This is a genomic window from uncultured Clostridium sp. (assembly GCF_947036855.1).
Taxonomy (GTDB): Bacteria; Bacillota; Clostridia; order Clostridiales; family Clostridiaceae; genus Sarcina.
In genome coordinates this window covers 39245-59597 of the sequence record NZ_CAMQRY010000001.1, presented here as the reverse complement: position 1 = coordinate 59597, position 20353 = coordinate 39245, and the positions used below count along the sequence as shown (strand labels likewise).

General features: G+C 29.9%; 17 protein-coding genes, 1 tRNA gene, 1 pseudogene and 1 other annotated feature. Of the genes and pseudogenes, 2 read left to right on the top strand and 17 right to left on the bottom strand.

Annotation, left to right across the window (positions count from 1 at the left end):
* Window positions 1–23: 23 nt before the first annotated feature.
* Window positions 24–266 (bottom strand): annotated as a pseudogene (locus Q0V15_RS00290) (hypothetical protein).
* Window positions 267–522: 256 nt separating this feature from the next.
* Here Q0V15_RS00290 and Q0V15_RS00285 point away from each other — a divergent pair.
* Window positions 523–619 (top strand) — tRNA-Sec (locus Q0V15_RS00285).
* Between the two features lie 44 nt (window positions 620–663).
* Here the strand turns inward: Q0V15_RS00285 and Q0V15_RS00280 are convergent.
* From Q0V15_RS00280 to ychF, 3 genes are all read right to left on the bottom strand, one after another.
* Window positions 664–1068: a hypothetical protein gene (locus Q0V15_RS00280; RefSeq protein ID WP_297434988.1), complete on the bottom strand. Its 405-nt coding sequence runs from the start codon at window positions 1066–1068 to the stop codon at window positions 664–666.
* The gene (locus Q0V15_RS00275) at window positions 1052–1270 is read right to left on the bottom strand and encodes a helix-turn-helix transcriptional regulator (RefSeq protein WP_297435044.1); all 219 of its coding nucleotides are present in this window, start codon (window positions 1268–1270) and stop codon (window positions 1052–1054) included. The genes Q0V15_RS00280 and Q0V15_RS00275 overlap by 17 nt, the downstream gene beginning before the upstream one ends.
* A gap of 153 nt (window positions 1271–1423) precedes the next feature.
* Window positions 1424–2521, bottom strand: a complete 1098-nt coding sequence (gene ychF / locus Q0V15_RS00270) for a redox-regulated ATPase YchF (RefSeq protein ID WP_297434987.1) — start codon at window positions 2519–2521, stop codon at window positions 1424–1426.
* Between the two features lie 164 nt (window positions 2522–2685).
* Between ychF and Q0V15_RS00265 the strand changes: the two genes are divergently transcribed.
* Complete coding sequence (locus Q0V15_RS00265; RefSeq protein WP_297434986.1) at window positions 2686–3453, top strand: polysaccharide deacetylase family protein; 768 nt, start codon at window positions 2686–2688, stop codon at window positions 3451–3453.
* Between the two features lie 46 nt (window positions 3454–3499).
* On the opposite strand, the gene Q0V15_RS00260 is transcribed toward Q0V15_RS00265, so the two are convergent.
* The 13 genes from Q0V15_RS00260 to Q0V15_RS00200 form a co-directional block, all read right to left on the bottom strand.
* On the bottom strand, window positions 3500–4132 hold the full coding sequence (locus tag Q0V15_RS00260) for a cyclodeaminase/cyclohydrolase family protein (RefSeq protein ID WP_297434985.1): 633 nt from the start codon (window positions 4130–4132) through the stop codon (window positions 3500–3502).
* A 24-nt stretch (window positions 4133–4156) separates the two neighbouring features.
* Window positions 4157–5245, bottom strand: a complete 1089-nt coding sequence (locus tag Q0V15_RS00255; protein WP_297434984.1) for a lipopolysaccharide assembly protein LapB — start codon at window positions 5243–5245, stop codon at window positions 4157–4159.
* A gap of 63 nt (window positions 5246–5308) precedes the next feature.
* Entirely contained in the window at window positions 5309–7039 is a 1731-nt protein-coding gene (locus Q0V15_RS00250) for a phospho-sugar mutase (RefSeq protein WP_297434983.1), read from the bottom strand.
* A gap of 191 nt (window positions 7040–7230) precedes the next feature.
* The gene (locus tag Q0V15_RS00245) at window positions 7231–7842 is read right to left on the bottom strand and encodes a 50S ribosomal protein L25 (RefSeq protein ID WP_297434982.1); all 612 of its coding nucleotides are present in this window, start codon (window positions 7840–7842) and stop codon (window positions 7231–7233) included.
* Between the two features lie 76 nt (window positions 7843–7918).
* Window positions 7919–8650, bottom strand: a complete 732-nt coding sequence (locus Q0V15_RS00240) for an HAD family phosphatase (RefSeq protein WP_297434981.1) — start codon at window positions 8648–8650, stop codon at window positions 7919–7921.
* Between the two features lie 114 nt (window positions 8651–8764).
* On the bottom strand, window positions 8765–9205 hold the full coding sequence (locus tag Q0V15_RS00235) for a DUF523 domain-containing protein (protein WP_297434980.1): 441 nt from the start codon (window positions 9203–9205) through the stop codon (window positions 8765–8767).
* 90 nt (window positions 9206–9295) lie between these two features.
* The gene (locus Q0V15_RS00230; protein ID WP_297434979.1) at window positions 9296–11656 is read right to left on the bottom strand and encodes an endonuclease MutS2; all 2361 of its coding nucleotides are present in this window, start codon (window positions 11654–11656) and stop codon (window positions 9296–9298) included.
* Window positions 11657–11673: 17 nt separating this feature from the next.
* Window positions 11674–14028, bottom strand: coding sequence for a U32 family peptidase (locus Q0V15_RS00225; RefSeq protein ID WP_297434978.1), 2355 nt, complete (start codon window positions 14026–14028; stop codon window positions 11674–11676).
* Between the two features lie 154 nt (window positions 14029–14182).
* Window positions 14183–14929, bottom strand: a complete 747-nt coding sequence (locus Q0V15_RS00220) for a cell division protein ZapA (RefSeq protein ID WP_297434977.1) — start codon at window positions 14927–14929, stop codon at window positions 14183–14185.
* 106 nt (window positions 14930–15035) lie between these two features.
* Complete coding sequence (pheT, locus tag Q0V15_RS00215) at window positions 15036–17417, bottom strand: phenylalanine--tRNA ligase subunit beta (protein WP_297434976.1); 2382 nt, start codon at window positions 17415–17417, stop codon at window positions 15036–15038.
* A gap of 12 nt (window positions 17418–17429) precedes the next feature.
* Window positions 17430–18449, bottom strand: a complete 1020-nt coding sequence (gene pheS / locus Q0V15_RS00210) for a phenylalanine--tRNA ligase subunit alpha (protein ID WP_297434975.1) — start codon at window positions 18447–18449, stop codon at window positions 17430–17432.
* 68 nt (window positions 18450–18517) lie between these two features.
* Window positions 18518–18749: a binding site (T-box leader), on the bottom strand.
* A 51-nt stretch (window positions 18750–18800) separates the two neighbouring features.
* A complete protein-coding gene (locus tag Q0V15_RS00205) occupies window positions 18801–19574 on the bottom strand; it encodes an RNA methyltransferase (RefSeq protein WP_297434974.1) in 774 nt (257 codons plus the stop codon).
* Between the two features lie 111 nt (window positions 19575–19685).
* Entirely contained in the window at window positions 19686–20348 is a 663-nt protein-coding gene (locus Q0V15_RS00200) for a TrkA family potassium uptake protein (protein WP_297434973.1), read from the bottom strand.
* Window positions 20349–20353 lie beyond the last annotated feature (5 nt).

Below are 20353 nucleotides of genomic sequence, written 5' to 3'. Positions count from 1 at the left end.
TTCTCCTTATATTCCTAAATCCATCATTTTTCTGCAATTTCAGAAAAATCAATATTTTCATTATTATATTCGTCCCATTTTTCTTTACTACTTAGTTTAGTAAAGTTTTTAGTTTCTTATTTAATTCTTCCCATTCGTTTATATGATACACATCCATCAAGCACTTTAGTCATATAAAATATATCATCTAAACGCTCTCTGAACTTTGAGGGTATAATTATTCTATTTTTTAAATCCAAATTATGATTATACTCTCCTATGAACATATTTTCCACCTGTTTTTCATATACTAGTAATTTATATAACTATAAATTATCCTTATATATATAATTTACACTATCTGCCAAGTACTTTCAACCACTTTTACCCACTTTTTTTAAAAAACTATTGGGAAAATATTAATTTTATTATATAATTTGTTAATTAATTCAACAAATTATATACAATATCATATATTATACTACAATACGATATTTTTTTTTGACATTATCTATCGACTATTATAAAATAAAGTAGATATATGGGAGTAGATAGGGGCTGGTGTCCCTACGGGTCTTCAAAACCTAGTTGTGGTACTAATACTATCATTGGTGAGTTCAATTCTCACATATTCCCGCCAAAAAAGGTATGAGTTTTTTATAAAACTCATACCTTTTCATTTACTTAAAATCTTTTTTCATATCTTTTTAAAAACATAGCTGTTAAAAATGAATTAATTAGTACAAAACCAAATATCAAAGTAGCTATCTCTTTTTCACCCAAAAACATTAATATAAAAGCTACAAAAATCTCAATAAGTATTGTTATATTACTAGCACTTGAAACTGCTTTTCGCCTAATATAAACATTTCTTTCATCATTAATTTCTATTTTTTCTTCTGTTGTTGTATTTGCTAAGACTAAACCTCCAAGTCCTATTGCTACTACCGTACATATAACTGCAACTCTTATATCCTTACTTAAAAAGTATGCAAGCAAGCCTATCCCTTGAATTATTCCTGCTATAATTACCAAAACACCATTTAAAATCTTTTTACTACCCAAATTTTTTTCACCTTCTTGTTTCAAATTTAATCCCCTCTTCATAAATAAAAATTTCTTCGATTAATAAGTCAAAATACTTAGCTATCTTAAAAGCTAATATTATAGATGGATTATACCTTCCATTTTCAAGTGAACTTATCGTTTGTCTTGACACGCTCATTGCTTTTGCAAGTTCCTCCTGCCCTATCTTCTTATCTTTTCTTATAGCTTCTAATTTATTTTTAATACTTCTCACCTCAATCTCAAATGTCAAGTTTGCTTTATATTTACAATACCATAAAATTCCATTATTTGTAAAGTTAGCTTTCCATTTATTTTTATTTCAATAAAAAAGTAGCTATCAAAGAAATTTTTCTTTGATAGCTACTTATAATATATATTATACGTTAAATCTAAATTGAACTACATCTCCATCTTTCATAACGTACTCTTTACCTTCTAATCTGTAAAGACCTTTTTCTTTAGCTGCTGGCTCTGAACCACATGCAACTAAATCTTCATATCCTACAACTTCAGCTCTGATAAATCCTCTTTCAATATCTGAGTGGATTTTACTTGCTGCAGCAGGAGCTTTTGTTCCTTCTTTTATTGTCCAAGCTCTTACTTCTTTAACACCAGCTGTAAGGTAACTGATTAATCCTAGTAATTTATAACTAGCTTGGATTAATTTATCAAGTCCTGATTCTTCTAAACCATACTCTGATAACATTTCAGCCTTTTCATCATCATCAAGTCCTGATAATTCTTCTTCAAGTTTAGCTGATACTATAGTTGTTCCAGCTTCTTCACCTTCTGCGAAAGCTTTAACTTTAAGAACCATATCATTCTCAAGATTTCCTTCCATCATATCATCTTCTGATATATTACAAGCATAAAGAACTGGCTTAGATGTTATAAGGAATAATCCTTTCATAATAGCCTCTTCATCTTCTGTAACTTCTAAAGTTCTAGCAGGTTTACTTGCTTCTAAGTGTGCTTTAAGTCTTTCCATTAAAGCATATTCAGCTTTTATAGCAGCATCTCCTGATCTAACTCCTTTTAAAGCTCTTTCCATTCTTTTCTCAATAACATCAATATCTGCAAATATAAGCTCAAGACTTATAGTTTCAATATCTCTGATTGGATCAACTGAACCATCTACGTGTACTACATTTTCATCTTCAAAACATCTTACAACGTGTACTATTGATTCAACTTCTCTTATGTGTGATAAGAATTTATTTCCAAGTCCTTCACCTTTACTAGCACCTTTAACAAGTCCAGCTATATCGTAAAATTCTATTGCTGTATAGATCTTTTTCTTTGTTCCATACATTTCTTCTAAAACGTCCATTCTCTTATCTGGTACACTTACAACCCCTATATTTGGTTCTATTGTACAGAATGGGTAGTTTGCTGCTTCTGCTCCAGCTTTTGTTATTGCATTAAATAATGTACTTTTTCCTACGTTTGGTAGTCCAACTATTCCTAATTTCATCTATGTACAGTCCTTTCATTTTAAACTTAATTAATTACCTTATAAAATTATACTCTAGCTTTTATTATATTTCAAGTGATGTAAAATCCTACCTCTATATCCATCAAAGTTTTTTTATAGTATTTGCCTTATATAGACATAATATGTTTAAAGAGGTGATATATATGATAAACTTTTTTTCTCTACTACTAGCAGCTTTATTTTTAATCTCACCAATTAAAGTTTTAGCTACTACTACAAGTAATGAAGAATTAAATTGGTACTATTCTTTTGATAAAAACTTAAACACCCTCCTCTCACCAAGAGAAGCTCCCTTCCTTAGTGATGAAATAGCAATATTTAAAGGAAATGAATCGCAAAAAGTTTTATATCTAACTTTTGATGAGGGCTATGAGAATGGTTTTACTCCATCAATAATTGATACTTTGAATAAAAATAATGTTACTGCAGCTTTTTTTGTTACAAAGCCTTATATAACTTCACAACCTGAGCTTATAAAAAAAATGTATGATGGAAATCATCTTGTGTGCAACCATACAGCAAAACATAAATCTATGCCAACACTTGTTGGAACTGAAAATTTCACAAAAGAATTTAAAGAAGTTGAGGTTGAATATACTAAAATAACTGGTGATAAAATGCCTATATTCTTTAGACCTCCTATGGGTAAATATAGTCATAAAAGCCTTTTGGAAACTAAAAAGCTTGGTTATATATCAGTATTTTGGAGTTTTGCATATAAAGATTGGTTAACAGACCAACAACCTACTCCTGAATATGCATTTAATAAAATAACGTCTAATATTCATAATGGGCAAATATTGCTACTTCATGCTTGTTCTAAAACTAATGCTACAATTTTAGATAGTCTTATAAAACATTTAAAATCCGAAGGATATGAATTTAGATCACTTAATGATTTTAATAAATAGTAAAAGCCACAAGTTATCTTACTTAACTTGTGGCTTTTTAAATGTACTACATATATTTATTAACTACTTCCATGCATTCCATTTTCATTATATTATTATTTTCTTCTATCATATTAAGCTTTTTCTTTACACTTTTTTGTATATTCTCATCTTTTATAAATCCTAAATTCACCCTAACATTTATAATTGATGATTCAATTGTCGCATGTAGCATAATTGCAGAAATTGCTGCATCTGATACAAGATTTTTATTCCCTTTTTCTGCTGCAAACATTATATTTTTATAAAAATTAATACTTTCTTCAGCAAGACTAAGTGGAACTATCATACAAGTTAATGTTTTTTTCTCAATCTCATGACTTCTTTTCTTCTTTTCCTCATCCGTAGATTTTGGTAATTTATAAGTAGCCATAAGTGCATTAAATGCATCCTCATCTTTTCTAGCAAAGTTTAATGCTTCATTATAAAAACCTTTAGCCTCTTCTATATTTTCACGCATTAATTCTTTATCATCATCAACAAGCTCATCAAAAACTTTTTTCCCAATTGTTAAGCTATAAACCATAGAGCAAAGCGCCCCTGATAATGATGCAACCATACCTGATGCAGCACCACCACCTGGTGCTGGTTTCTCTGATGCAAGGTTACACATAAATTCCTCAATTTTCACTTCTCTCATACTCCCTCTACTACCTCCATTTTTTTATAAATCTTTAAATGCCGCTTTAATTTCTTTAACTATCTCATCATCTTTATTAATTGCCTCAGCAAGTTTTAAATGTTTCTTAGCATTTTCTAAATCATTATTATGCACATAACACATAATTAGATTTGTACATATCTCAACATCTTTTGTTCCTTCAAAAGCTTTTCTAAAGCAATTTATAGCATTATCATAACTTCCAAGTGATGCAAAGTTTATTCCTAGTTCATTTACAACCTCTACAATATTACTATCCATTGCCTGACTTTCTTGAAGATAATATATAGCCTTCTCAAAATTCCCAAGTCTTCTATAACAAGTTCCTATATAGAATCTAAGTATAGCATCTTCTGTAAACTTATCGGCAAGTGGTAAGAATTTTGTAAGTGCCATTGTTGGATCTTCTATTAAGGCTTCTTTTCCTTCTTCATATGCTGATGCATCAGAAATCTCTTCAAATAGTGCTTCTATTTCAGAATTTTTCTCTCCACCAAGTCTTATATATTCATTTATATCAACTACTGCCTTACTTAAATTTTCTTTATCTTTTTGTGCAATCGCAGAATATAAATATGGGAATGACTCTATTTCAAATAATTCCTTTGCTCTATCTGCAATTATAATTTGCGTATCATTATACTCGCTATTTACTTCTCTTAATGCTTCGCAAACAAGTAATGTTTTTTCAAATATTTCTTTATCTGCTTTATATTCACACATTCCAAGTAGAAGTACAAGTGCATCTGGAAGCTCATTGTTTTTACTCTTATCCGCTATAAGACTTTTAACTATTTTTTCACTATCTTTTATTAAAGGAATTATTTTCTTGTAATCACTATTAAATTTTAAATTTTTGTCTCCACCTAGTGCAAAAAACATTCCCTCTATAAAATAATTTATAGGAAGTTTATCAAGCTTTAAACCACTTTTAACATCTTGGTTTAAATGTACTGGGTCAACTGGTATGTATAGTTCCTCTATTTCTACATTACTTTTTTCTGCTCCTATTGCTTTTAAAAAGCCTTCTGCATTTATCTCCATAAAAAGTAATTTTGCTAATTTTTCTTTTGAATATTCATTAAAATCCAATATTAATTACACTCCTTTTGCTAAAAATATAGGCTGCCCTATAAAAGGGCAACCCATTATTTATTAGTTTAATTTCTCATTTATTATAGACATTACGTCTTTCTCAAACTGAGTACTCTTAGCATCTGCATCTTCAAGACTTAGCCCTTTAACTGATAAATAAACTTTCATTTTAGGTTCTGTACCTGAAGGTCTAACAACAAACCAAGAATCATCCTCTAAAACATATTTTAACACATTTGATTTTGGAAGGTCTATGTTTTTTTGTTCATTTGTTAAGTTATTAAGTTCTGTACTTAATTTATAATCAAAAGAAGTTATAACTTTAGCCCCTGCAACCTCTGAAATTGTTGTATTTCTTAAAGCATCTATACAAGCAGTTATTTTTTCTTGCCCTTCTTTTCCTTCAAGAGTAACTGATACTAAACTTTCTTTAAAGTATCCATATTTATTATATAAGTCCACTAACGCCTCATATAAAGTTTTCCCCTTAGTCTTATAGTATAATGTCATCTCAGCTATCATTTGAGCTGCAACTACTGCATCTTTATCTCTAGCATGAGTTCCTATAAGATATCCATAACTTTCTTCAAATCCTAAGATATATTGATACTCTGAAGTTTTTTCAAACTCAGTCATTTTTTCTCCAATATATTTAAATCCTGTTAATAAATCAAATAATTTAACCCCATACTCATCAGTAATTTTTCTTACTGCTTCAGTTGTAACTATAGTTTTTGTTACAGCCCCATTTTTAGGAAGTTTATTTACTTCTTTAAGAGATGATATTATATAGTGTGTTAAAAGTATTCCTGTTTGATTTCCTGATAACACTTTATATTCACCCTTATTATCTTTAACAACTACACCAATTCTATCACAATCTGGATCTGTTCCAAATATAACATCTGCACAAACTTCATCTGAAAGCTTTAAAGCAAGTTCAAATACTTTTGGATCTTCTGGGTTTGGATATGGAGCTGTTGGGAACTCACCATCTGGAAGTTCTTGCTCTTTTACAACATGAACATTCTCATATCCAAGTTCTGATAAAATTCTTCTAACTGGCACATTCCCTGAACCATGAATAGGTGTAAATACAATTTTTAAGTCTTTAGCATTTTCTTTAACTAAATCCTCTCTTATTGTAACTTTTTTAAGTTCTTCTATAAATGCAGCATCAACCTCTTCACCAATATACTCAAGAAGTCCTTTTTCTATTGCTTCACTCTCATTCATAGTTTTTATCTCACTATAATCTTCTATATTATTAACATAAGTTATAACTTTTTCTGCTGGCTCATCAGTTAACTGGCAACCATTTTCATCATAAGCTTTATACCCATTATAAATCTTAGGATTATGTGAAGCTGTTAATACTATTCCACCATTACACCCTAAATGTCTAACTGCAAATGATAATAAAGGTGTTGGTCTTAAACTTTCAAATAAATAAACCTTTATTCCATTAGCCGCAAGATTTAATGCCGCTGCTTTTGAAAACTCAACTGATTTATTTCTTGAATCATAAGCTATTGCAATAGATATATTACCTTTATTCTCATTATTTAAAAAGTTAGCAAAACCTTGTGTTGCTTTCCCAACTGTAGTTTCATTAAGTCTATTAGTACCAGCTCCTATAATTCCTCTTAGTCCACCTGTACCAAAATCTAATTCCTTATAAAATCTATCTTCTATTTCTTTCTCATCATCTTTTATAGCTATAAGCTCCGCCTTAAGATCCTCTGAAATCATATTAGAACTTAACCATTGTTCATATTTTTCTTTATACATAAACTCATCTCCCTACTTTTTCAATATACATAATTATATTATATGGAGTAGAATTATAATACTAATTTTTAAATAAATCGTCTATTTTTAACAATTTCATAAAAGAATTTTCACTTCTCATTTACTGTAAATGTTTTACAAAACAAATAAGCATCTCTTATTTCAAGAGATGCTTAATATTTAAATTTTTTTTATTCTTCTACTATTTCCTCTGCTTGTGTTTCAGGAACAACCTCTGCTACAATTGGATCTTGTCTTTTCTGCTCTGCACTAACTGTTGCAAGTACTGAATCCAAACTATCAACTATACAAATTTCACTCGCAAATTCTACATCAGTAAGTCTAAAACTGTCACCTATTTTAGCATTTGTAACATCTAAACTTATAACTTTTGGTATATTATCTGCTTCACATTTAACTTTAACACTGTCTTTCTGCTTTTGAAGAACAACACCATGTCTTACTAAATTTTCTTCTCCTGTAAAACTTACAGGAACACTTGCTGTAACTGTTGAATTAGCTTCAACTTTTTCAAGGTCTATATGCACTATATCTCTTGTTATAGCATCTCTTTGTACTTCTTTAATTATAGCTTTATGCTCATTTCCATCTAAACAAACATTAACAATCCCTGTTGCACCTTCATTATAAAGATACTCATTAAGTTCAAGACTCGCTATTTCAATCATTGTGTTTTGTATAGCCTTTCCATAAAGTATTCCTGGGATTCTACCTGCTTTTCTATTTTTTCTTGCCTCATGATGAGTTGGTTTTTCTCTTTGATTAATATTTAAATTTCCCATAAAAAATAATCCCTCCTGTTAATTCATTACATGCTTATTATTATTAACAACCGGGATTATTTTTATTCATTTTTAATTATATTATTTCAACTGTATCTAAATCTATTTTATAGATAACATCTTTTCTTTCAACTACAACATTAATTTTTTCTTTAATATCTTTACTTTCTTTAATTTTACCAATAAGTTCTCTAGTTGGGTTTATTGCATGAGGTTTTCCTACATGTTTAAACATTGTAAAATCTCCTGATGTATCTCCATAAGCATAACTTTCTGATAAATCTATATCATATTTTTCAACAAGTTCATTTATAGCTTTTTCCTTACTATCAGCATCCCACATTGGAATAATCTCACCTGTATAACATTCATTATCATCAATTTTATATATTGTTCCCCTATGGTCGTCCATATTATATTTGTTTGCCATTTGTGTAACAAGTTCTATTGGTGAACCTGAGATAGCTATAACAACATGCCCTTGCTCTTTATGCCATTTAATTCTCTCTCTAGTAAATGTATATACTCTATCACCTTTTTGTTCTATAACAGTTTTAGCAATATGTTCTATGTGATATTTGTTTAAACCTTTTATAGTATCTATGTATATATCCACCATTTTTAAAAGATAATCATCATAATCCCCTTGTCTTTTATCCCACTTTAAGAATGCTGGTTTAACCTCATCATCCCATTTTTCACCTTTAACAAGTTCATATTTGATTATTTTCTTAAACACTTCTGTTATAAGTCCCTCTCTGTATATTGTTCCATCAATATCAAAAAAAGCTGCAATTTTCTTTTTCATAATAAACTTCCTCCTTTGCTTAGATATTTCAATCCATAATAATACTCATATTATACCACTTTCTTGTAAAATTTTGTAGATATATATCATAACAAAAGCCTTACATAAAGCTACTTAGACCTCTTCCTCTGTTAAAACCTTAACACCATTTTTCATTAAAAGTTCTGCTGTTACTCCATTCCCTATAATCTTACTACCACTAAAAGTCCCATCATAGACCAATCCCTTTCCACAAGATGGACTTTTTGCCTTTAAAATAGCAAGTTTTATATCATTTTTCTTTGCTATTTCAAGAGTTTTTACTGCTCCATTTAAAAATTCTACTGTGACATCAATCCCTGTATATGTTTTTATTTTATCACAGCCATTTATAACTCCTTTTGATGTTCCAATTATCTCTGCTGGCTCTCTTGGTGTGCTAAGACCTCCAAGTTCTTCTGGGCATACATATATAACTTCCTTATCTTTTATAAAATTTAGAACCTTCTCACTCTTATTATTCCCACCATTATACTTACAATTCTCTCCACACAGACATGCACTAACCATAATCATTTATACTACCCCTCTCCATATCAATTAATTCTAATTTTCAAAAAAGCCGTACTAAATTTAGCTTTACTAAATTTAATACGACTTGTATTTTTACTTAAGTTCTACTATAGTAACTCCATTTCCACCCTCACCATAAACTCCAAGTCTATGTTTTTTAACATGTGGATGTCTTTTAAGCATCTTTCCTATCTCATCTCTTAAAACTCCTGTACCTTTCCCATGAACTATAGTAACTTCTCCAAGTCTTCCTATAGCTGCATCATCAAGATATTTATCAGCAGTCATAACAGCATCAATAGAATCAAGTCCTCTTAAATCAACAGATATTGGTACTACTTTCATATTAAGTTTTGATTCTCTTTTTTGCATTTTCTTTTCTTGCTTAGAAATTTTAGCTTTTCTAAGTTCTTTAAGTTTAACACTTATTTTCATAATACCAGCCTCAACCATAACTTCACCTTTTTTATCAGGCATAGATAAGATAATAACTTTCTGATTTATTCTAGGAAGCATAACTTCCATCCCTTCATAAACCTCTGTAAGTTCTTCACCACGTTCTTCTTCTGGTCTATTATGAAGTGCTGACTGTACATCATTTATTTTTTCTCTAAGCTTCCCTCTTTGTTTTTCAAGTTCTCTTCTTGCTTCACTTGTAATACCAAGTCTTTCAAGATCTCTCATATTTTTAAGGATTGCATCTGCTTCTTCTTTTGCAGTATCTAAAATAGATTTAGACTCTCTTCTAGCTTCCGCATATGCATTTTCTCTAACTACTTCAATCCTTGAAAGTTTAACATCAAGTTTATCTTTAGTCATTTTAGCTTGTATCTTATATTTTTCTGCATCTCTAGCATAATTTTCTGCTGCTATATTTTTATCTTGAAGACTTTGTATTAAATCTTCAAAAGCAAGTGAATCACTAGCTATAAGTTCCTTAGCTTCTGATATAAGATTATCTGATAATCCAAGTCTTCTTGATATTTCAAAAGCATTAGACTTACCAGGAACTCCTATTAACAGTCTATAAGTTGGGCTAAGTGTTTCTATACTAAATTCAACCGAAGCATTTTCTACTCCAATAGTTTTAAGTGCATAAGCCTTAAGTTCACTATAATGAGTTGTAGATAAAAGTCTACACCCTCTTTTTCTAAGTGTTTCTAAAATAGCTACAGCAAGTGCTGAACCTTCTGTTGGGTCTGTTCCTGAACCAAGTTCATCAAATAGTACAAAACTATTTTCATCTGCAACTTCCATAATTCTAACTATATTAGTCATATGCGCTGAGAAAGTTGATAAACTTTGCTCTATACTCTGCTCTTCTCCAATATCTGCATATATCTCATTAAAATATGCTATTGTTGAATTTTCTTCAGTTGGTATTAAAAGACCTGAAAGTCCCATAAGCTGAATTATCCCAGCAGTTTTTATAGTAACAGTTTTCCCTCCAGTATTAGGACCTGTAACAACAAGGCTAGTAAATTCTCCACCAAGATAAATATTAGATGGTACTACTTTTTCTCTTTCTATAAGAGGATGTCTTGCTTCAATTAAATCAATTCTACCATCTGTATTAATATTTGGTATTGTTCCATCAATGAAACTAGCATAACTTGCTTTTGCAAATATAAAATCAAACTCTAAAATAATTTCAAAGTTAACTTTAACAAATTTTATTTCATTATAAACAAGCGCTGTAAGCTCTGCTAAAATCCTTGCAACTTCTTTTCTTTCTTCAAGCATAAGTTCTTTAATCTCATTATTTAAGTTAACAAGAGCAATCGGTTCTATAAAAACAGTTGAACCACTTGCACTTTGATCATGAATAAGCCCCTTAACAGACGCTTTATGCTGTGCCTTTACAGGTATAACATATCTATCACCTCTTACAGTGAAAAGTGTATCTTGAAGGAATTCTGCGTTATCTCTAACTAAAGTGTTAACTTTATCTCTTACTGAACCATTTTTTTCTTTAAGTTTTCTTCTTACAGAGTATAATTTTTCACTAGCTCTATCAGAAATTTCATCTTCTCCAACAATCGCTCTAAAAATTGCATCCTCTATATTTTTATAAGGTATAAGTCCAAAAGCTATATCCTCTAAAATTCTATAACTCTCTTCCTCTTCCTTTCTTACAAAAAACTCTTTAAATCTTCTAGCACAATTTAACATATTAGCAATTTTCAAAAGTGAAAAAGCTTCAACAGAACCACCTTTTGAAATACGAACTAAATCTTCACTAACATCATAAAGTCCTTCAAATGGTGCAGCTCCTTTTTTTATAGAAATATTCAAAGCTTCTTTTGTTTCCTCTAAATGCTCTATAACATCATATTTATTATCATATGGTGCAAGGTTTAAGATTTTTTCCTTAGCACTTTTTGTAATAGCATACTTCTCTACTAATTTTCTTACCTTATCAAATTCTAAAGATTTAATAACCTTATTGTTCATTCTTTTCTCTCCTATTCTTACTGTACACCCTTTCTGTAATGTCCCTTTGCAAACTTTTTAAGTCTTAGAGTTTGATCATTTATAATAGCCTCTAAAACTATTTTTGTTTCATCATAAGTTTCATCTATGAAATCAGCTCTAAAAGTCTTGATTCCAATATTTTTGATGTCCTTTATCTCTGATGTAATATTTACAGGAACTGGGTTGTATATGTGTGCTCTACAGAATAAATCTGTCATCACAAGTAAATCTTCATCCATTCTATCTCTTAATCTAAATGTACTATTTATACATTGGTCATCACATTCTCTTTTAGTAGTCTTACCACCAAATGTACTACCAATTGGGCAATATTCACTTATCATAACCTCTGGTTTACCATAAATAAAGAACATTGCACCTTCAGCATTTTTAGATAAAATAGAACTAATTTCTTTTCTATTAATCTCTAGACTAAGTGATGTTGCCTCTAAATATTGGTTATAGAATTTAAGTGCATCTGAGTTAAATACATTTAACTTATATCCACCAAGCATTTTAAGCTTTCCATCATATCTTCTAATTATACCAGTATTTCCAGTTAACAGACCCTCTATTTTACCTTCTAAAGAATCAATTATCTTACATACTACTTCAAATTCTTCTTTAACAACATTAGGGATTTCTAAGTATATCTTTGCATCATAATTTTCTAAATGAGCAAATATACCTTTATTTAATGTATCTTTATTTTTACCAAATATATCTACAATTATATTTTCTATACCTAAATCAAGTGCAGCTTGTAGTTGCTCTTTATTACTAACCTTAGGTATAACTTTACCATAATCTTTTCTATCAGATTTAACTCTTAAAATATCTAAAGTTTCTCTTTTAACTTCATTTTTATATCTTGAAATTTCAAATGCAAAAATTTCATCAAGGATTTCTCTTCTAACATTATTAATAGATGCCATTGCCATAAATCCATCATCAAATAAATCAAAATTAACATTCTCTATTTTATAAGGAATTTCTCCTGATTTCTTTAAATTTTTCTCAACTCTTCCCATATCTAATGGACTATTCACAGCTGCTTCAACTATATCACCTTTTTTAGTATAAGAATTCCCATTATAATCAATTCTCATCTCAAATGGCATTCCAAGTTTAAAGATAACATTTGTAGTAAGTGCTATTTTCTTTCCATATAATTTTTCATAAGATTTTTTAAGCTCATTCATAAGAAGAATATCATTCATCTTATAACATTCATCACCTTGCTTATACTTTCTAGGATATAAAACAACTTTATCACCTTTACTAGCTGATTTAACTTCTTTACCATTCATTAATATCTTAACAAGTACAAATCCAGTTTCACCGAATCTCAGTCCATCTTTAACTGTTATATCTTCACTTAAAACAATTTCAGAATTTGCTCCTATTTTACCCATAAAGATTCCTGTATTTTTAGGGTTTTTATAAGCCATCATATCTTTTCCAGTATTTTTATAAAGATATGCATTTGAGAAACCTTGTCTATTAAATAATTTTAATAAATCGCCTTCCCTCTTTTTAGTATTCTTACCTTTTGCAACCGCTTCATCTATAGCTTCCCTATAGCTACCAATAACTCCAGCTACATACTCAGGCTTTTTCATTCTACCTTCTACTTTTAAAGAACTTGTTCCTGTTTTTAATATATCTTCTATATTATCTACATTACACATATCTTTAGGGCTTAAAAGGTGTCCCTCTGTTTCTTTTCCATCAGCATCTCTTATAAGACTATATTCCATTCTACAAGTTTGGGCACAGCTCCCTCTGTTTCCACTCCTATCTCCTATCATACTACTTATAAGACATTGTCCTGAATATGAAACACATAATGCTCCATGAACAAAAACTTCTGTTTCTATATTTAAATCAGTTGATATATATTTAATTTCATCTAAAGAAAGCTCTCTTGATAAAACAATTCTTTTAAATCCATTTTCACTGAAGAATAATGATCCTTCTGCATTATGTATACTCATTTGAGTTGATGCATGTATTTCAAATCCTGGGTAAACTTCTCTAACTCTTTTAAGAATTCCAGTATCTTGGATTATAACAGCATCCACACCTACTCTATATAAAAATCCTACATAGTCTATTACTTCATTAAATTCACTTTCTTTTATTAAAGTGTTTAAAGTTACATATACAGGTATATTATAACTATGTGCATAGTCTACTGCCTTCTCTAAGTTCGGTCTATCAAAGTTTGATGCACTAGCTCTAGCTGAGAATTTATCTCCACCTAAATATATTCCATTAGCACCCTTATTGATAGCTGCTACAATACTTTCCATTGACCCAGCTGGGGCTAATAATTCTACGTTGTTCATAAAAATTCACTACTCCTAATATTTTGCTTTAGTAAACAAATAAATTTAACAAATTAATTCAATACTTCATTATACACAAACATTTAAAATATCTCAAAAAAGTTTTCAGATTAAAGCAAAAAAATACCCCCATACAATATACAGGAGCAAAATTTTATTTTATTTTCTTTACGATAAGCTTATTATTCTTCGCTTTTTCTGTTGCAATAGTAATTTGACCCTCTAAATATTTATTTTCAAGGTCTAACATTCTATACTTACAAGATTGTAATTCAAACTTTGAATCTCTGCTAGAATTTTTATACATTACATTCCTTTTTTTCAAGTCTATATTTTCCTTCTCTATAAGACTTATTTGCTTTCTTAATAATGCAATTTCTTCACTTGAATCATTTGAAGAATTTTGAATCTCTTCATGAAGTTCTTCTTGAAGTTCTACTTTTTCTTGCTCTAATCTAGTTTTCTCACTAATTAAAACACTTAAAACCTCTTTTGAACTTACTATTTCCTTCTCTGCAAGTTCTTTTAATTTTATTTCTTTAGAAATTCTGCCTTTTAAATTATCTATAACAGCTTTCATTTCTATTTCCTTAACTTTAACCGCCTTTTCTTTATTACTGTTACTCATAATAATCTCTTTATTCATAACTTTTATTTCAGCTTTTAAAGTTTCATTATCATCTAAAAAATTATTTGTTTCTTTTTTACTCTTAAAAGAATCATCCGCTAAGTTTATGGCTGTTAATACAGATGCTGCAGATACACTTAATTTATTATTTTTATTAAGTATCTCTTGTAACTTTTCCTCAACATAACTTGCTAATTGCTTAAGATATGCCTCATCTTCTTTTCCTTTTAAATTATATTCCATCCCATTAATTCTCACAGTAACGGTTGCCATATTACACCTCATTAAAATTTATTTTACATAATAAATTGCTATGTATATTTTATCATATACATAGCAATTTTAAAATATATTTAACTTTCTTATTTACAAAAATATCCTATCTAAGTTCTGCTCCACACTTATGCTCTAACGCTCTAAGTATTCTATCATGAACCTTACCTACTGATTTTTCATCAAGAGTTTTCTTAGGATCTCTATAAACTATAGCGTAAGCTATACTTTTCTTACCTGCTGGTATTTGTTCACCTTTATAAACATCAAATAATTTGATTGATTCTACAAGTGGCATACCTGCTTTTTTAATAGTATCTTCAAGTTCTGATACTAAAAGTTCATCATTAACAAGAAGTGCAATATCTCTTGTTACTGCTGGGAATTTAGCAATTACACTATAAGACTTTTCAGTCTTTGCAGCTGCATATAATAAATCTAAGTCAAGTTCTGCTGTATAGCAAAGAGTGTCAACACCATAGTTTTCTGTAACATTTGGGTGAACCTCTCCTAAAACTCCAACTTCAATATTTTTTCCAACTGTAAGCATTGCTGTTTTACCTGGATGGTAACTTGGATTTTCTGATTCTCTTTTAAATGAGAATTTAGTAATTCCAAGACTATCTATAAGATTTTCAACTACTCCTTTTAAATCAAAGTAATCTACATCTCCATAAAGCCCAACTGTTAAAACATTCTTTTCTGTTGGAAGTTCATTTTCATCTTCATTTGGAATATAAACTTTTCCAATTTCAAATAAACTAGCATATTCATTATTTCTAGCGTAGTTTCTTGCAAGTGATTCCATTATTGATGGAAGTATAGATGTTCTCATAACACTAAAATCTTCCCCAAGTGGATTCTTTATTCTAACAACATTTCTAAGCTCTGAATCAGCTGGAAGATTTATAAGGTCAAATGCCTTAACACTACCAAATGAATAACTTATTGATTGATTAACACCTGAAGAAATCATTGTGCTTACTACCACATCATCAAGTTTTTGCTTTTCATTTTTAGCTTCTTTATTTGTATTTGTTGTTATTATAGTTGTAGGGATATTATTATATCCATAGATTCTTGCTATTTCTTCAGCAATATCTTCTCTTATAGCTACATCTATTCTAAATGTTGGAACTTCTATTTCAAGACTGTCTCCATTAATAGTTGTCATAATATCTAAACTATCAAGACATCTCTTCATTTCTTCTGATGATAACTCTGTTCCAAGGAATTTGTTAACCCATGTAGCACTAACACTCATGTGTCCAATTTCTTTTTTAGCGTTATAAACATCTACAGTTCCATCCATTATATCTCCACAGCCAAGCTCAACTATTAAAGCACAAGCTCTATCAAGTGCAAGAAGTGCAAGGTTTGGATCTATATCTTTATCAAATCTTGATGAACTCTCTGTTCTAAGAGCAAGTTTCTTTGAATTAACTCTTATGTTAGTTCCTTCAAAGTTTGCTGATTCAAGAATAACTTCTGTTGTATCATCATTAATTCCTGAAGTAGCTCCACCCATTATTCCAGCAACAGCTATAACACTGCTTCCATCTTTTATTGTTAAAACATCTGAAGTTAAAGTTCTTTCTTCATCATCTAAAGTTATAAACTTATCACCATCATTTGCTTTTTCAACAACAATAGTTCCTGATTTGATTTCCCTTTTATCAAAAGCATGCATTGGTTGACCAATTTCAAGCATAACGTAGTTTGTTATATCAACTATGTTATTTATAGGTCTGATTCCTGCATCAATTAATTTTTCTTGCATCCAAGCTGGAGATTGAGTAACTTTAACGTTCTTAACTCCTCTTGACATATATCTTCTACAAAGTTCATCATTAACTGAAACACTGATTATATCATTGATATTTCCATCAGCTTTCACTTCAAAACTTGTATTTGGCATTTTATAAACTGTTTTAAGTGTTGCTGCTGTTTCTCTAGCTATACCTACAACACTTAAACAGTCTGGTCTATTTGAAGTTATCTCAAAATCTATGATAGCTTTATTAAGACCTAACGCTTCTTTAATACACATTCCAGGAACTGAATCCTCTGCTAATATCATAAGTCCATGAACTTCTATATTATCAGCTATACCTAGTTCTTCCTCAGAACAGAACATACCATTTGATACTATCCCTCTAAGTTTCCCTTTTTTGATTTTTGTTCCATCAGCAAGAACTGAAGCATGAAGTGCAACTGGTACAAAATCATTTTCTTTCATATTATCTGCTGCTGTAACTATTTGAAGAAGTTCTTCTTCTCCTATATTACATTGACAGATTTTTAATTTTTCAGCATCAGGATGCCCTTCTATACTTTCTATTTTACATACTACAATATTTTGTATAGTATCTCCTGCTATTTCTACACCTTCAACCTTTGAACCTGTAAGAGTTAATAAATCTCCTAGTTCTACAGCTGACATGTTTACATCTACGTAATCTTTTAGCCAATTAAATGGTACTTTCATCTTTGTTCCCTCCTAGAATTGATTTAAGAATCTCATATCACTTTCATATAATAACCTAATATCGTCTATTCCATATTTAAGCATAACCATTCTGTCTACACCGAATCCAAAAGCGAATCCACTATAAACTTCAGGGTCAATTCCACAGTTTCTTAAAACATCAGGGTGAACCATTCCACAACCTAAAAGTTCTATCCAACCTTCACCTTTACAAACTTTACAACCTGCTCCATCACATACAAAACAAGTTGCATCCATCTCTGCTGATGGCTCTGTGAATGGGAAGTGATGTGGTCTGAATTTAGTTTTCATTGCATCACCAAACATTTTATGTGCAAATACTTCTAGTGTTCCTTTAAGGTCAGCAAATGTTATGTGCTTATCTATAACAAGCCCTTCCATTTGGTAGAATATTGGTGAGTGAGTAGCATCAACTGAATCTGATCTAAACACCTTACCTGGAGAAATCATCTTTATAGGTAATTCTTGATTTTCCATAACTCTTATTTGAACTGGAGAAGTTTGAGTTCTTAAAACTATATTATCATTAATATAGAATGTATCTTGCTCACTTCTAGCAGGATGATTTTTAGGAATATTTAAAGCTTCAAAGTTATAATAATCCTTTTCAACTTCTGGACCTTCCTCAATTGCAAATCCCATTGATACAAATATATCCTTCATATGGTCTAAAGTTAACTCAAGTGGGTGTTTTTTACCTATTAAGTTCTTTTTACCAGGCATTGATATATCAATAACCTCACTATCTAGCTTAGCATTTTTTTCTTTATCTTTTATAGATTTAGTAAATACTTCAAGCTCTGCTTCAATATTTGCTCTAACCTCATTTGCCATTTTACCAACTAAAGGTCTTTCTTCATTTGATAAATCTTTCATTCCTCTTAAAATAGCTGTAAGTTCACCTTTTTTACCAAGGTACTTAACTCTTATAGTTTCTATTTCAGAACTATCACTCGCTAATTTTAACTCTTCTAATGCACTTGTTTCAATTGCTTGTAATTTTTCTTGCATTATTATCTCTCCTTTCAGATTTTACTTAAAAGTGATAAAAATAGACATAAAAAAAGACCTATCCCTATACAAGGGACGGGTCATCTATATCCGTGGTACCACCCTAATTAACATATAAAAAAATAAAATATGTTCACTTAGAAAAAAATAACGGCTTTTTACCGCTAATCGCTACTGTTATTCACAATTAGAACTCCAGAGTGAATTTCCATATCCATTCTTTAGAAAAACTTACAGTCGAGGTTTTTCCTCCCTAAAAAAGAAATTTTAATATGTACTTATCTCTATCAACATTTATATAAATTATTTGTTTAAACTTAATTATATCTATATAATCCTATTTTTTCAATACTATTTAACAATATTTTGTCTAACTTTTTCATATAGCATAACAGAAGTTGCAACAGCTACATTTAAAGACTCAGCATTTCCTGGCATAGGTATTCTAACTTTTATATCAGAAATATTGTAAACTTCATCAGAAACTCCATTTCCCTCATTACCAACTGCCATTATTATATTTCCTTTTAAATCTTCCTCAAAGAAATTCTTTTCTCCTTGAAGTGAGCTAACAACAAGCTTATAACCATTTTCTTTAAGCTCATTTATCTTGCTTAGTTCAAAGTCTTCAATTATTGGTAAATAAAATACTGAACCCATTGTTGATCTTAAAACTTTGTCATTATAAATATCTACAGTTCCTTTAGTCATTATAATCCCTGATGCACCTACCGCATGAGCTGTTCTTATAATAGTCCCCATATTTCCTGGGTCTTGAACTTTATCAACTAAAACAACAATATTCCCATCTTTTAATTCTTTATTTTCCATATGAACTATAGCCATCACACCTTGCGGAGTTCCTGTAAATGATAATTCTTTTAAAAGAGGTAGCGATAACATTATATTATTTATATCCTTACCACGCGCTAAAAATTCATCATTTTTTTCTTTAAATTCTTGTGTATACATTATACTTTCGATATTTACACCACTTTTAAAAGCTTCATCTACAAATCTTAATCCTTCTATTAAATATGTCCCTGTTTGATTTCTATATTTTTTATCTTTTAACTTTTTAAGATTTTTAAATAAAGAGTTACTTTTACTTTCTATTATTAACAAAATAAAAAACCTCCCTTAGTAAAATTATTATTCCATTTGTATTATACATAAAATTCTACAAAAATAAAATTCAGATAGAGAATTTTCTCTACCTGAATTTTTATTATTTGCTTATTTTGAAATTTTCATTTCAAGTTTACTTAAATCTGAAGCTGAACCTATAGCAACAACTATATCACCCGGCTCTATTAAATCATCTGCATAAGGAGATACATTTACATCTCCACCTCTCTTAATTGCAACAACATTTATTCCATATTCACTTCTAAGACTTAATTCATTTATTGTTTTCCCATGCCAATCACCAGGACTATTAACCTCAATTATGCTATAATCTGATGATAATTCTATATAATCTAAAATATTAGTTGATACAAGATTATGTGCAACTCTTATTCCCATATCCTTTTCAGGAAGAATAACTCTATCTGCACCAATCTTATATAAAACTTTTGCATGAAGATCACTATGACCTTTTGCAATTATATGTTTAACTCCATTTTCCTTTAAAAGAAGTGTAGTCATAACACTAGATTGTATACTTGCCCCTATTGTAACAACCGCTACATCAAAATTTCTAATCCCTAAAGTCTTAAGTGCTGCCTCATCTGTTGCATCCATCTGAACTGCATGCGTCACATCATCAGCAATTTCCTGCACTAAATCCTCATTTTTATCAATAGCTAATACATCATGTCCAAGTCCATATAAAGTTTTGGCAACTGATGCACCAAATCTTCCAAGACCAATAACTACAAATTGTTTATTTGACATCTAAT